This is a genomic window from Desulfovermiculus halophilus DSM 18834, from assembly GCF_000620765.1.
In the GTDB taxonomy this organism is placed as follows: domain Bacteria; phylum Desulfobacterota; class Desulfovibrionia; order Desulfovibrionales; family Desulfothermaceae; genus Desulfovermiculus; species Desulfovermiculus halophilus.
The window spans coordinates 185,588-200,273 of sequence record NZ_JIAK01000006.1; the positions used below are offsets into that span (position 1 = coordinate 185,588).

Below are 14,686 nucleotides of genomic sequence, written 5' to 3' on the forward strand. Positions count from 1 at the left end.
ATTCATTAGCGGTGGCCTTGCAACTCTTCCACGTGCCGGGAGCAGGGTTGAACTCTGCTCCCTTTTTCGTTTCCAGTCTCAAGGCGCCTCTCTTTTCCTCCTCCAATGAGGTGTTGTTCCCTTGATGTGGCTGTGATATCTTCAAGCATTCGGAAATGTTCTTTGGGCCAGTCCATTCATGCCGACAGTCGGCGGGAGTTTGGTTCGTCATGTCAGGATATTGCTCCGGGCTGCTGCAGGCCATGGCCACCCCGGGCTGAAATCCAAAATACAAGGAAGACAGGATAATGAAGATTCTCATGCTCTATCCGGAGTATCCGGAGACGTTTTGGGGGTTCCAGCATGTATTAAGGTTCATCTCCAAAAAGGCCGCTTTCCCGCCTTTGGGGCTGCTCACTGTGGCCTCTCTCTTGCCTTCGGCGTGGGAAAAGCGCCTGGTGGATCTGAATACGGACCCGGTTCGGGAGGAGGACTGGGAGTGGGCGGATCTGGTCTTTATCAGCGCCATGCTCATCCAGAAGGAAGGAGTTGACGTCCTGATCCGGGAGGCCAAGGACAGAGGGAAAACAGTTGTTGCCGGAGGGCCGGCCTTCTTGGCCCAGCCGGAGAACTATCCGGATGTGGATCATTTCGTGCTGGACGAAGCAGAAATTACCCTGCCCTGGTTTGTCCGGGACATGCAACAGGGACAGGCCGGGCGGATGTATACCAGCAAGCAGCGGCCGGATTTGACCCAGGTGCCTGTGCCCATGTGGTTCCTGATCGATATCCACAAGTATGCGACTATGCCAGTGCAGTTTTCCCGGGGCTGCCCCTTTGACTGCGAATTCTGCGATATCTTCCTGCTCAACGGCCGGAAGTCCAGGACCAAGACCCCGGAGCAGATGGTTCAGGAGCTGCAGACCCTGTACGATGCCGGGTGGCGGAACAGCGTCTTCATCGTCGACGACAACTTCATAGGCAATAAACGCCGGGTCAAGGAGATGCTTCCGGCAGTTATCCAGTGGCAGAAGGAGCACAACTATCCCTTTACCCTGCTCACTGAAGCCAGCGTCAATCTGGCCCAGGACGAGGAGCTCATGAATCTGATGAGCTGGGCGAACTTCAACAAGGTCTTTCTCGGCCTGGAAACCCCCTGCCTGGAAAGCCTGCAGGAGTGCGGCAAAACCCAGAACACCACAATAGATCTGTCCGAAGCGGTGCGGATCATCCATCAGCACGGGATGCAGGTCATGGGCGGATTCATCGTCGGCTTTGACAGTGATACGGAATCCATTTTCGAGGCCCAGATCAGGTTTATTCAGCAGATCGGGGTGGTTACAGCCATGGTCGGCATCCTGGGGGCCATCCCTCAGACCAGGCTCTGGCACAGGCTGCGGGCCGAAGGACGCCTGCTGTCCGAGTCTACCGGGAACAACACGGACGGAAGCGTCAATTTTGTGCCCAAGATGGGGATCAATAACCTGTTGTCCGGCTATAGGCGGGTGGTGCGGACCATCTACTCCCCGCGGATGTACTACTCCAGGATCAATACCTTTCTGAAGACCTACCGGCCAACGGCCAAAGGGCACTACAGCCTGCGGGAGATCAAGGCGGCTCTGGCCAGCACCTGGCGGATCGGGCTGTTCTCCAAGGCCTGCATCTGGTACTGGCCGTTGATTGTGAAAACCGCCTTGACCAGGATCAAGGCCCTTCCCGCAGCCCTGGAGCTGGCCATCTACGGCTACCACTTCCAAAAGGTTGCCAAGCGGTGCCAAAAGGCAACAAAGCATCCGGAGTCAAAACAGGGCCACATCTCCGGTCCTACTGTCGACGCCTGCTGAACTTTTCCGGATCGGCCGATGCCTTTTCCTGCACCGGCCCGGGCGGGCCCCCAGGATCCTGAGCGCCCGCCCGGGCGTTCAATTCCAGGCGGGCTGGACAGATCCCGCATTCCAGCTGTCAGCCTCTGGTTTTTCTCACCGTGCACCCCGGTCCCGAGCACCTTCCTCTCCGCACTCTGCTTGCTGACACCTGCTCCCTGTCCTCTGTGCGGCTAGGAACGGACCAGGCGCCGGGCGGCCTCCCTGGCCTGAGCCATAATCTCTTCTTCGCCCTCTACCCGGCGGTCGCGCATCAGGATGCGGCCGTTGCAGATCACGGTGTTGACGCACTCTCCTCCCGCGGAATAGACCAGGTTGGATACCAGGCTGTGGTCCGGGGTCAGCTGGGGGCTGTCCAGGTCCACCAGCAGGCAGTCGGCCAGCCTGCCGGGAGCGATGTCTCCGGAGTTGAGGCCAAAGGCCGCGGCCCCGTTGCCCGTTGCTGCGGCAAAGGCCTGAGGGGCGGGAAACACAGTGGGATCCTGGGTGGAGCCCTTGGCCAGCAGGGAGGCGAACTTCATGGTCTCCAGCATGTCCAGGTTGTTGTTCGAGGAACACCCGTCCGTGCCCAGCGCAATGCGGACTCCCCGGTCCTGCAGGGCCCTGTAGGCAAATGTCCCTGATCCCAGCTTGAGGTTGGAGACCGGGTTGTGGACCACGGTGATCCTGTTTTCGGCCAGCAGGTCCATCTCGTCCTGGGAGAGCCAGATGGCGTGACAGGCGATGAGGTTGGGGCCGAGAAGACCCAGCTGGTCCAAGTAGCGGACCGGCCGGCAGCCGTGCTTGTGCTGGCAGTCCTCCACTTCCTTGGCTGTTTCGCTTACGTGAAGATGGATGAGCAGTCCGTGTTGGCGGGCGAAATCCCGCGCTCTGCACAGGGAGTCCCGGCTGACGGAGTAGATGGCATGGGGGCCGAGGGCAAAGGTGATCCGGGAGGGCAGGTCCCGGCTGAAGGCATGAAGCTCCAGGCATTCCTGCCATCGCCGGTCGGCTGTTTCCGGGTCGTTGAAGTCGATGAAGACCGAGGACAGGGCCGCCCGCAGGCCCATCTCTTCCACGGCCCGGGCAGTGGCCGGCAGGTGCCAGTACATATCGTTGAAAAACACGGTTCCGGACTTGATCATCTCCAGACAGGCCAGCTTGGTCCCGATATACACGTCCTGGGCCGTGATCTTGGCCTCCAGGGGCCAGATATGCCGGGTCAGCCAGGTATGCAGCTCCATATCGTCGGCATACCCCCTAAGCAGGGTCATGGCCGCGTGGGTGTGGGCGTTGAAAAACGGGGGGATTATGGCCTTGCCCCGGCCGTCGATGACCGTGTCGGTCTGTAGCGTCAGATCCGGGCCGATTTGGGTGAAGTATCCGCCCTCAATGGCCACATCCATTGTGCTGTCGCCAAGGCGGACATTGCGAAGAAGAATGCTGTCCATGCTCATGTGTCCAGTGCAGGAAGGGTGTTTGGTTCAAGCCCCTGGTCCGAGTCCATGGCCGAAAAAAGTGGCTCCTCGACACAAAAAGTGGAATTGCCTACATAAGAGTTTGCCGTCTCTTCTGTGTGCCGTGAGCGGCAGGCCCGCACATTAAGCGTGGCACACAAACATATACGGCAAACTGTAAAATTCCACAGGCTGCGTCAAAGAACCATAAAAATGTAAAGAAGCTGGCGGGAAAAGACAAGCACGGCTCAGTCGTTGCTGCTTCGCAGATTGAAGAAGGTGTCGTTTTCCAGATAGATCTGTTCCAGCCTTTCCTGGTACTGGGTAAATCCGGAGCCGGAACGGTTGGCCAGCTCCAGGGTGATGAACCGGATCAGGGTGTTGAAGATGGTCAAGTCCCCGAACAGGGGGATGTTCTTGGACGGGGTGACCAGGGAGAGGTCGGCAAAGGACAATAGGGGACACAGGGAGCTGTCGGCGATAACGATCAGGGTCTGGTTCAGGCGCTTGACCGTGCGGCCCAGACGGATGAGCTCGTTCGGATACCGGGTGGTGGAGAAGATGATGATCAGGCTCCCCTCCTGGGCGTTGGCCAGCCAATCCAGGCTGGTGGAATCGCTGCCCTTGAGGATGTTTACCCCGTGTCTGATCTTGGTCAGCACCCAGCCCAGAAAATAGGCCGGCATGTAAGAAAGACGGGAGCCGATGACGAAGATGTCCTGGCTTTGCTCTATGCGGTCGATGATCTGCTCCAGGACATCCAGGTCCACCTGCTTGTAAAAGTGCTGCAGGTTCTGCATCCCCTCTGCGACCACGGAATGCAGGCGACTGCCCATGTCGGTCTCCGGGACAGAGAGATGCATTCGTTCCAGCATCGGGGAGTCGGTGTCCAGTACATCCCGGAGCTCCTGCAGGAAGTCGTTATAGCCGGAAAATCCCAGGGTGCGGACAAAGCGGACCACAGTGGCCTCACTGACCCCGGTGGCCTGGGCCAACTCCTTGATGGTCATGAAGACCACTTTCTTGGGATGTTCCTGGATGTAGGCATTGAGGATCTTGCCCTTCCCGGTCAGCTGGGGATGGATGTCCTTGAGCCGTTTGAGCAGCTGTTCTGTGTGATGTGCCATGCGCTGTATCCTCGGCCGGTATGCAACCCTGGCGGCTGCCTTATGCAGAAGAGAAATATGTCTTGTCATTTTCGGTTCTTTAGGTCAACAGCCCCGGAGGGTCTTGCGTAGCGGCCTCAGGTGAGAAGACGTGCGGTGATGATCCAGGGCTGGGAGGGTCTGCCTGAAATATATGGTGTCATTGACAAGAAGCATTTCATTTTCTACAAGGAAGGGACCATGCCATAAGGCATCGGGCTGCAATCCATGCGAGGAGAATTCAAGGGAGGTTGATCATGAGTGAAATTTTGCAGGAACTTGCCGATGTTTTGATCCAGGGCCAGCTGAACAAGGTTCAGGATCTGACCCAAAAGGCCCTGGACCAGGGGATCGCCCCGGAAGAGGTCCTTCAAAACGGTCTGCTGGCCGGTATGGACGTGGTCGGCAAGCGGTTCAAGGACGGAGACATGTTTATTCCGGAAGTCCTGCGCAGCGCCAAGACCATGCACAAGGCCATGGAAATCCTGCGCCCGATTCTGGCCCAGTCCGAGGTCAAGAGCCAGGGGGTGTTCCTTCTGGCCACTGTGGAGGGCGATCTGCACGATATCGGCAAAAATCTAGTGGCCATGATGTTCGAAGGGGCGGGCTTCGAGGTCGTCAACCTGGGCATAGACCAGAAGGCACAGGCCATTGTGCAGGCGGTCAAGGACAAAAATCCGAGCGTTCTGGGACTATCCGCCCTGTTGACTACCACCATGCCCAAGATGGAGGAAACCATCCAGGCTTTACAGGAGGCCGGGCTCCGGGATCAGGTCAAGGTCATGGTCGGGGGAGCGCCGGTAACCCAAGAATACGCAGACAAGATCGGCGCAGACGGGTACGCCCCGAATGCGGCCAGCGCAGTGGACAAGGCCAAGGAGCTGCTTCAATAGGCCGGTGCCTTGAATCTTGACCCGGTATGGGATAGGAATGGACCCATTCATGAGTACGACCCAAACCATTCACATACGCGTTCACCCTGTGGGCACAACTGTCCAGGGGCAAAAAGGACTGACCGTGCGCCAGATCCTTGCCGAGCAGGGCATATACGTGGACAGTCCCTGCGACGGACAGGGAATCTGCGGGCAGTGCAAGATCCGGGTCCAGCCCAGCCGGGCGGCTCCGGAAACCCCGCATGCCAATATTTCCGCCCAGGAGGCCCAGGACGGCATCCGCCTGGCCTGCCAGTTGGTTCCCGACGATGATCTGCAGGTCTATCTTCCCCCGACATACAGGCTTGATGCCCGGAAGACATCGGATGAGGGTACAATCCTCCTGGGCAGGTCTCAAACCGACGGCCGGATTCAGCCGGCCGTGCAGGTGGAGGAGGACGATGGGCGGTACTGGCTGCGGCATGCGGAAGAAGCTGGCCGCAGACATCCCTTGTCCCAATGGGCTGCGGATATGGCTCCCAAGGGCCTGGCCCTTGATCTGGGGACAACAACCCTGGCTGCCTCTTTGATATGTCTGGAAACCGGCCGGGAGCTGGCTTCGGCGGGCAGGCTCAATCCCCAGGTGGACTACGGGCACGATGTTCTGACCCGTATTCAGAGGGCATCCTCTACCGAAGGGCTGGAGCTCTTGGCCTCCGCTGTCCAGACCGCCATCCGGGATCTGGTCCGGGAGATCTGCGAACAGGCGGGCGCCCAGCCCATGGAAATCCTGGACGCGGTCATCGGCGGAAACACGACCATGGTCCAGATCTGCGCCAGGGAAGACCCGAGTCCCCTGGGGCAGCTCCCGTTTACCGTGGGCCTGGCCAGCGGGTGCAGCCATCCGGCCTCCAGGTTCGGCCTGGGGATTCATCCCCAGGGCACAGCCTATGTCCCGCCCATTTTGCATGCATTCGTGGGATCGGACATCAGTGCCGGACTGGTGGCTGTTCAGGGCTTTTTCGGGGCCGGGGACAAAATCCTCTTTCTGGATGTGGGCACCAACGGCGAAATGGGAGTAAGCACCGGGCAGGTCCGCCTGCTGACCTCCACAGCCGCCGGACCGGCCTTTGAGGGCTCGGGACTGCGCAGCGGGATGCGGGCCGCTGCGGGGGCGATCCAGGAGGTTTCCTTCGACGGCAGGGATCTGGTGCTGCAGGCCATCGGAAACGGGCACGGCCCCCTGGGTATATGCGGCAGCGGGCTGCTGGACCTGGTGCATACCCTGCTGGGTATCGGCGTCCTTGACCCCAGCGGTCGTCTACGGACAAAGGAGGAGCTGACAGAGCCTTCCACAGAGGTGCTCTCCAGGCTCCAGAGCCTGGACGGCAAAGCGGCCGTGAGCCTGGCGGACGGGGTCTGGCTGACCCAGGGAGATGTTCGTCAGCTGCAGCTGGCCAAGGGGGCAATCCGTACCGGGATTGACTTTCTGCTGGACCAGGCCGGTTTGGAGAGCCGGGACCTGGATCGAGTGGTTGTCGGTGGCGGGTTCGGCAATGTCCTGCGCCCGGCCAGTCTGGAAGGTGTGGGCATGCTCCCGCCGGAAACCGCGGACAAGGTTGTTTTTGCCGGGAATACCAGCCAGCTGGGATGCGCCCGGCTTCTGGTGTCCACCCCTGTGCGCCGCAGGCTGGAGGAGGACATGGCCGGGGTGGAACATATTGGACTGGCCCAGGACGCCGGGTTCATGGATGCCTTTGTGGCCAACATGGAATTTCCGGAACCTGGAGCAAATACTGTGGACAGGGCCCTGATCGGCGGAGAGAGATAGCTGTTTTGAGCCCACATGCCTGCCAAGGCGCAGGCACGCTTGGGCGAACGAAGCATACAAACGATTTCGATACCGATACCGATAGCGATACCGACTAGGAGTGGTTACCCAATCGGATCCTGATAACTGATAACAGTTTTTCCTGCAAAATTGGAGCGAAATGTTCTTTCCATTTCGATTCCCTTTTTGAGAAACGGCAGCCAAGGAGGCAGCATGATCATCGTCGGCGAGCTGATTAATTCCAGCCGCAAGGCAATCAGTGAGGCAATCAAATCCCAGGATGTCCAGGCCATTCAACAGGTGGCCAAGGACCAGCGGGACGCCGGAGCAAACTATATAGACATCAATGCCGGGACATTCGTCGGACAGGAAAGCGAGTATGTGAACTGGATGGTCCAGAAGGTGCAGGAAGTAGTGGACGGGCCATGCTGCATCGACAGCCCCGATCCCCGGGCCATTGAAAACGCCCTGGCCGTGCACAAGGGAACGGCGATGATCAACTCCATTTCCCTGGAGAAAGAACGTTTCGACGCCCTGATGCCCATTGTCGCCTCCCATGAATGTCAGGTCATCGCCTTGTGCATGAGCGATGAGGGAATGCCGGAAACGGCCGAGGACCGGTTCGCCATTGCCCAGGATCTGGTGAACAGACTGGTCCAGAAAGGGGTCAAGGTGGAGAATATCTATGTCGATCCCCTGGTCCAGCCGGTATCCACCAACGACAGCTTCGGCCGGGAGTTTTTAAAGGCCATCGGCATGATCATGACCCAGATCCCGGGAGTGCACACCATCTGCGGGCTGTCCAATATTTCCTACGGCCTGCCCAAGCGGGTGCTGCTGAACAGGACCTTCATGTCCATGGCCATCGCCCAGGGGCTGGACGGGGCCATCGTCAATCCTCTGGACAGAAAGATGATGGCCGTCATCGCCGCATCCGAGGCCCTGATGGGGCGGGATGAGTTCTGCATGAACTACCTCAACGTGTACCGGGCCAAAGGCCTGGAGGATTAAAGGCACTCACGGATCTGACCCGAACCCGGAATACAGAAATACAAACAGGCATAAGCCGCCAGGTGGGAATATGGCCAAAAAGAAAGTGCTTGGACACCATATCAACCGGGAATGGTGCAAGGGGTGCGGGATTTGCGTCCATTTCTGCCCCAAGCAGGTCCTGGAGCTGGATGAGGAAGAAAAAGTTGTGGCCGCCCGGCCGGAAGACTGCATCGGATGCCACTTGTGCGAACGAAGATGTCCGGACCTGGCCATTGAGGTTCAAACCGAAGAGCAGGAAGCAGCATGACCGAGACGAACATTCGCTTCATTCAAGGCAACGAGGTCTGTGTGGAGGCGGCTCTGTACGCCGGGCTGGATTTTTTTGCCGGGTATCCCATCACTCCGTCCTCGGAGATCGCCGAGCACATGGCCTCCCGGCTGCCGGCCCTTGGAGGCAAATTCTTGCAGATGGAAGACGAAATTTCCTCCATTTGTGCCATCATCGGGGCCTCTCTGACCGGGCACAAGGTGATGACCGCCACCAGCGGTCCCGGCTTTTCCCTGATGCAGGAGGCCCTGGGCTTTGCGGTCATGGCCGAGATTCCCTGCGTCATTGCCGATATCCAGCGGGGAGGACCGTCCACCGGGCTGCCCACCCACGGCAGTCAGGGCGATATTTATCAGGCCAAGTGGGGGACGCACGGCGATCACGCCATCATCGCCCTGACCGCTTCCACGCATCAGGATCTGTTCCGGATGACGGTGGAGGGCTTTAACTTGGCCGAAACCTACCGAACGCCGGTCATTCTTCTGTTTGACGAGATGTCAGGGCATATGCGGGAGAAGGTGGAGCTGCCCAAGCCCGGCGAAGTGCAGGTGGTCCAGCGGCTGCGGACCGCCCTGCCCGAGGGGGTGGACTACCATCCCTATCTGCCCAGAGAAGACGGACGGTTGCCCATGTCCGATTTTGGCGGCAGACACCGATACAATGTCACCGGTTTGTACCATGACATGTGGGGATTTCCCACCAGCGACCCCAAGATTATCCACGGCCTTATCCACCATCTGGTGGACAAGATCGAGAACAGTGTGCATCAGATCACCCACTACAAGGAATACTTTCTGGAAGACGCCACCTGTGTTTTGGTCTCCTACGGCTCCACAGCCCGGTCCGCCCTGCATATCGTCAAGAACCGGCGCAACCGGGGCGAGAAGCTCGGCCTTCTGGAGCTGCAGACCTTGTGGCCCTTCCCGGCCCAGCTGGTCCGGGAGAAATGCGCCCAGGCCGTGTCCGTGGTTGTGGTGGAGATGAATATGGGCCAGGTGGTCCAGGAGGTGAAGAAGGCCGTGGACCGGCCGGAGCGGGTCTTTCTGGCCAACAGGGTGGACGGGGAGTTTATTACCCCCACGGATATCAAGAACATGCTCCGGCTGATCCAGGGAAGGGGGGTATAGCCCATGTCCTTTCGAAACTACATCCGGGAACGCTTTTTCCCACACATCTGGTGCCCGGGGTGCGGGCACGGCATTGTGCTGAACAATATGCTGCGGGCGGTGGAAGATCTGGGGCTGGCCAAGAACGAGCTGGTCATGGTCTCCGGAATCGGATGCTCCTCGCGCATCTCGGGGTATGTCGACTTTCATTCCCTGCACACCCTGCACGGCCGGGCCCTGGCCTTTGCCACAGGGGTGAAGATGAGCCAGCCCAACCTGAAGGTCATTGTTCCCATGGGGGACGGAGATGCCCTGGCCATCGGCGGCAATCACTTCATTCACGCCTGCCGCCGGAATATGGACATCACTGCGGTGATCATGAACAACCGCATCTACGGCATGACCGGAGGGCAGTTCTCTCCCCTGACCGGTACCGGACTGAAGGCGACCACCGCGCCCCTGCAGACCATCGACCAGTCTTTTGATATCGCGCACATGGCCACTGCCTCCGGTGCCAGCTACGTAGCCCGAACCACCAGCTACCACTTTCAGGAGATCACCAAGTATCTGAAGCAGGCCATCAGCCACAAGGGCTTTTCAGTCGTCGAGATCCTCTCCCCGTGCCCGACCCATTTCGGGCGGCGGAACAAGCTGGGCAGTGCGGTGAACATGCTGGAGTTCTTAAAAGACAATACCGCCCAGGTCGGATCCAAGGCCCTGGAGAACAACCCCGAGCTCATTGAACGGGGGGTGTTCGTGCACAAGGATACTCCGGAATACTGCTCGGAATACGAGCGCCTGATTCAAGCTGCGCACAAAGGATAGACCTATGGAACGATGTCGACTCGTTTTTTCCGGCTCCGGCGGACAGGGGCTGATCACTGCTGCCATCATCCTGGCCGAAGCCGCGGTGATCCATGAAGGGCTGAACGCAGTGCAGGCCCAGTCCTACGGGGCTGCGGCCCGGGGAGGGGTGACCCGCTCGGATATCATCATCGATGATACCGAGATCAACTTTCCAAAAGTGACTCAGCCCAACATCCTGGTCTGTCTGACCCAGGAAGCCTATGATCAGTCCTTTGGGATCATCCGTCCCGGAGGCCTCCTGCTCACGGACAGTGCCTTGGTTCAGACCAAGCGCAAGGCGGATGCCAGGCAGGTCAGCCTTCCCTTATACCGCTCGGTACAGGAGCGCATTGGAAAGACCATTGTCTTAAACATCTGCATGCTGGGGGCCCTGCAGGCCTTGACCGGTATCGTCCGGCTGGAGTCCCTGCTCGAGGTGATCAAGGCCCGGGTTCCGGCCCAGTTCGTGGATCTGAACAAACAAGCCCTGGACCTGGGGGGCGAGTTGGCCCGCGCCCAGGACTGATCAGCATCCTCTTCCCCTGCCCCAGAAACGGGGCCTTTTCTTTGTCCATCCTAAAAACCCGTGCAGGACGTCAACCTCCTGCACGGGCTTTTTTTGTTCTTGAACCTGCCGCGTGGATTTTACAAACCCACATGCTTGCCAAAGCACAGGCACGCTTGCGCTAACGAAGCATACAAACGATACCGATACCGATACCGACTGGAAGTGGCTACCCAATCGGATCCTGATAACGCTGAGGATCCCTGGCGCGAAGAATGAGCGGCCAGTGCATCCGTTTGTTGTGATTTTCTTTCTTCGGGTTCGGAATCGCTATCGGGATCGGGATCCATAAACTAACCCACATGCCTGCCAAGGCGCAGGCACAACGAAGCATGAAAATAATACATCCTGTAAAAACAGGATGTTAGAGCATTATTTTCATGCAAATGAGAGCAAAAATCTGGATCAAAACGCCTTTGCTCAGCCCTGGGATGAAATATTTTCTGAAAACATTTCATTCCTGCCTTGATCCGATGCGGGACGAGCTGGGCTGTGAGCAGGGCGGGGCTGACCCTTTTCGGGATAGGCTCAGATTCGAAGTTCTTTTTGTGCCGGTGTCTTGTCTGGTTCTTTGGATGGTGCGAGGCCGAAAAAATTCCTCCGGGCGGTTTCTCTTCAGCCGGTACAGGATTTTGCAGCGGTGACCCGGGGCAGCGAAAAAAACGGAGTATATGAAATATTATTTTCATTTTGACATTATTTGCTTCAAAGGGTAGAAAATAAAAAATGTTGTAAACAGTCACAGTTCAGGAGTGCCTATGGGTATACACAGCGTTTCCGGCGGCTGCTATCAGCCTTTGAGTGCAGAGCAGATGCACACTGTGCATGAAGCCAGCCTTCGTCTTCTGGAAGAAGTCGGGGTCGGGTTCGAGCCCGGCCTGGACCAGGCGGTGGATGTCCTGGTCCAGGCCGGGGCCACGGTGGATAAGGAGAAACGAAAGGTCTACCTCCCCCGGAAGGTGGTGGAGGAAAACGTGGCCAAGGCACCCAGCCGGGTTGTGCTCTCCAGCCGGAACGGAGAGTATGATCTGGATCTGAGTGAGCACGCCGTTCACCTGGGAACCGGAGGGGCTGCGGTCCGGATCCTGGACAGGGAGACCGGACAGGCCAGATCGACAACCCTGAGTGATCTGTACAACCTGGGCCGGCTGGTGGATCAGCTGGAGAATATAAGCTTTTTTCTCCGTCCGTGCATACCCACGGATATCCCGGACACCGCCTACGATGTCAACGTCTTCTACACCTGCTTCAAGGCCACGGCCAAGCATGTCATGGCCGGGGTGAACAACGAGCAGGAGCTGCACAAGGTTCTGGACCTGGCCGCCCTTCTGGCCGGCGGATTGCAGGGGGTGCAGAAGAAGCCGTTCTTCTCCATCATCACCTCGTTCATCATCAGCCCCCTCAAGCTCAGCACCCAGCCGGTCCGGATCATGCTGGAGTGCGTCAAGAACAATATCCCGGTCGCTTTGTCCGGCGCTCCAATGGCCGGCTCCACCTCTCCCCTGACCATGGCCGGGACCCTGGCCCAGTGCCATGCGGAGCAGATGGCCGGGATTGCCTTGTGTCAGCTGACCAATCCCGGGGCGCCTGTGCTGTACGGGGGCATCCCCGGCCGGGCCGATCTGAAGAGCATGAACTACTGCGGCGGAGCGGTGGAGTGCGGGATGATGAATGCGGCCATCCATCAGCTCGCGCATCATATTCAGGTCCCGAACTACAACTCCTCCGGGCTCTCGGATTCCAAGCTCCCGGACGCCCAGGCCGGATGGGAAAAAGGGATGACCACTCTGCTCGCGGCCATGGGCGGCTCCAACTACGTCCACCATGCAGCCGGCATGCTGGAATCCATGCTTGGCCTGGCTTATGAGCAGTTTGTCCTGGACGACGAGATCATCGGCATGGCCCGGAGGGTTCTGCAGGGCATTTGCGTCGATCCCGAGCATCTGGCCAGTGAGGTGATCAAGGAAGTGGACGTCGGCGGGGAGTTCATCACCGCGGATCACACCTTTGAGCACATGTATGACGAATACTACATGGGCAACGGGATCACCGACCGCAGCGACCGGGCGACCTGGGCCCAGGCCGGGGGGCTGGACGCCTGGAAGCGGGCCGGCAAGATGGTCGACTCGATCCTGGACCGGGCGGAAAAAAGCTACATCCCGGAGGATGTGGACGCCGCCATCCGGGAGAAATATTCCATCCTCCTGTAACAGAGGATGCTGGCGGCCAGGGTCGGCGCCCCCGCAATCTGCGGGGCTGATTCGGCCAGCGGGTGAACGCACGAGATCGGTTGCCGGATTGTTCGAGGATGACGCGGAGAGGACCGGCAGGGACAGGGGCCTTCCTTTGTCCCGGGTGCGGATGAAGAGCGTCTCCGGCCGGGAGACTCTCCGCCACCGGCTCTGCCGGCGCTTCAAGCTTTCCAAAGCAGCAAAACGCCCATCAATCAAGTGGAGATATTCCATGTTTGGCACCAAAAAGCCCCTCTGGGGACCACAGCCGGAGCAGAAGAAGCATTACGACGCAGTGCTCATCGGCGGCGGACTGCACAATCTGGCTACAGCCTATTATCTGGCCAAAGAGCACGGGATGACCAATGTGGCCGTGGTGGAAAAGCGGTTTATCGGATTCGGCGGGGCGGGCAGAAACACGGCCATTGTCCGGGCCAATCAGCGAACCCAGGAAAACGTGCCCCTGTACAAGGATGCCCTGGACCTCTGGCCCCAGCTGACCAAGGAACTGGATTTCAACCTGATGTTCAACAACTGCGGGAACGTGAACCTGATGCACAGCGAGGCGGCCATGAAGGCGGCCAGGATGAATGTGTCCACCGCCCAGTTCCTGGGGGTGGAGAGCCACGTCCTGGACGCCAAGCAGACCAAGGAGCTGGTCCCGGCCTTGAACCTTTCCCAGGACATCACCCACCCCATCCATGGCTCAATGTATCATCCACCCGGGGGAATCGTCCGCCACGATGCCGTGGTCTGGGGGCTGGCCAAGGGGGCGGCCAAGCTGGGCGTGGATATCCTGCAGCAGACCGAGGCCCAAGGGATATCCACCAGACAGGGCAAGGTAACCGGAGTGGATACATCCAGAGGACACATCTCCACTCCAAAGGTCATGGTCTCGGCCGGAGGGTATTCAGCCGGGATCATATCGCATCTGCTGGGGCTGAAGCTGCCCATCAGCGTGCTGACCATCCAGGCCATGGTCACCCAGCCCTTAAAACCACTGCTCAACCATGTGGTCTCTTCCGGGGCCTATCACGTCTACTGCAATCAGACCCTGAAAGGCGAGATCGCCACTGGTGCGCACATGGACCCCTGGCCCAACTACACCACCCAGGTCACGGCCAGATACATCAAGCATCAGGCCGAGGCCCTGACCGAGTTTCTGCCCTGTCTGCGGGGAGTGAAGTTCATGCGGGCCTGGGGCGGCCTGGCGGATATGACCCCGGACATGGCCCCGATCATGGACGGCAACGATCCCCTGGACGGATTTTTCATGAACTGCGGATGGGGGTACTTCGGGTTCAAGTCCTCGACCGCGACCGGCCGGTACATGGCCGAGTACATGGCCACCGGCGAATGCCCGCAGCGCTTGCGGCCGTTTACCTTCCGCCGCTACGAACAGCACAAGCTGATGGGCGAGACCGCGGCGCTGGTCAACTATACTCCGGACAATTAATACGGTGGCCGGTGG

Annotated in this window: 12 protein-coding genes; 10 read left to right on the forward strand and 2 right to left on the reverse strand. The window is 59.1% G+C overall.

Annotation, left to right across the window (positions count from 1 at the left end; translation table 11 throughout):
- The first annotated feature begins 287 nt into the window (after nucleotides 1-287).
- The gene (locus N902_RS16180; protein ID WP_051564209.1) at nucleotides 288-1,823 is read left to right on the forward strand and encodes a B12-binding domain-containing radical SAM protein; all 1,536 of its coding nucleotides are present in this window, start codon (nucleotides 288-290) and stop codon (nucleotides 1,821-1,823) included.
- 212 nt (nucleotides 1,824-2,035) lie between these two features.
- On the opposite strand, the gene N902_RS0103335 is transcribed toward N902_RS16180, so the two are convergent.
- Nucleotides 2,036-3,292 carry an amidohydrolase gene (locus N902_RS0103335; protein WP_027369782.1) on the reverse strand — a complete coding sequence of 419 codons (1,257 nt, stop codon included), beginning with the start codon at nucleotides 3,290-3,292 and terminating at the stop codon, nucleotides 2,036-2,038.
- 254 nt (nucleotides 3,293-3,546) lie between these two features.
- Nucleotides 3,547-4,425, reverse strand: a complete 879-nt coding sequence (locus N902_RS0103340; RefSeq protein WP_051564211.1) for a MurR/RpiR family transcriptional regulator — start codon at nucleotides 4,423-4,425, stop codon at nucleotides 3,547-3,549.
- 275 nt (nucleotides 4,426-4,700) lie between these two features.
- On the opposite strand from N902_RS0103340, the gene N902_RS0103350 reads away from it, so the two are divergent.
- The 9 genes from N902_RS0103350 to N902_RS0103405 all read left to right on the forward strand — a co-directional run bounded on the left by N902_RS0103350 (nucleotide 4,701) and on the right by N902_RS0103405 (nucleotide 14,671).
- Nucleotides 4,701-5,336: a corrinoid protein gene (locus N902_RS0103350; protein ID WP_027369784.1), complete on the forward strand. Its 636-nt coding sequence runs from the start codon at nucleotides 4,701-4,703 to the stop codon at nucleotides 5,334-5,336.
- A gap of 49 nt (nucleotides 5,337-5,385) precedes the next feature.
- Nucleotides 5,386-7,146 carry an ASKHA domain-containing protein gene (locus N902_RS16185; protein WP_161635148.1) on the forward strand — a complete coding sequence of 587 codons (1,761 nt, stop codon included), beginning with the start codon at nucleotides 5,386-5,388 and terminating at the stop codon, nucleotides 7,144-7,146.
- A gap of 213 nt (nucleotides 7,147-7,359) precedes the next feature.
- Nucleotides 7,360-8,157 (forward strand): methyltetrahydrofolate cobalamin methyltransferase, encoded by a 798-nt coding sequence (locus N902_RS0103370; protein WP_027369785.1) that lies wholly within the window; start codon nucleotides 7,360-7,362, stop codon nucleotides 8,155-8,157.
- A gap of 70 nt (nucleotides 8,158-8,227) precedes the next feature.
- Nucleotides 8,228-8,446, forward strand: coding sequence for a 4Fe-4S dicluster domain-containing protein (locus N902_RS0103375; RefSeq protein WP_027369786.1), 219 nt, complete (start codon nucleotides 8,228-8,230; stop codon nucleotides 8,444-8,446).
- Complete coding sequence (locus N902_RS0103380; RefSeq protein ID WP_027369787.1) at nucleotides 8,443-9,594, forward strand: 2-oxoacid:acceptor oxidoreductase subunit alpha; 1,152 nt, start codon at nucleotides 8,443-8,445, stop codon at nucleotides 9,592-9,594. The genes N902_RS0103375 and N902_RS0103380 overlap by 4 nt, the downstream gene beginning before the upstream one ends.
- A 3-nt stretch (nucleotides 9,595-9,597) precedes the next feature.
- Nucleotides 9,598-10,398 (forward strand): 2-oxoacid:ferredoxin oxidoreductase subunit beta, encoded by an 801-nt coding sequence (locus N902_RS0103385; protein ID WP_027369788.1) that lies wholly within the window; start codon nucleotides 9,598-9,600, stop codon nucleotides 10,396-10,398.
- A 4-nt stretch (nucleotides 10,399-10,402) separates the two neighbouring features.
- Nucleotides 10,403-10,945 carry a 2-oxoacid:acceptor oxidoreductase family protein gene (locus tag N902_RS0103390; RefSeq protein WP_027369789.1) on the forward strand — a complete coding sequence of 181 codons (543 nt, stop codon included), beginning with the start codon at nucleotides 10,403-10,405 and terminating at the stop codon, nucleotides 10,943-10,945.
- Nucleotides 10,946-11,742: 797 nt separating this feature from the next.
- Nucleotides 11,743-13,194 carry a trimethylamine methyltransferase family protein gene (locus N902_RS0103400; protein ID WP_027369791.1) on the forward strand — a complete coding sequence of 484 codons (1,452 nt, stop codon included), beginning with the start codon at nucleotides 11,743-11,745 and terminating at the stop codon, nucleotides 13,192-13,194.
- A 253-nt stretch (nucleotides 13,195-13,447) separates the two neighbouring features.
- Complete coding sequence (locus N902_RS0103405; RefSeq protein WP_027369792.1) at nucleotides 13,448-14,671, forward strand: FAD-dependent oxidoreductase; 1,224 nt, start codon at nucleotides 13,448-13,450, stop codon at nucleotides 14,669-14,671.
- Nucleotides 14,672-14,686 lie beyond the last annotated feature (15 nt).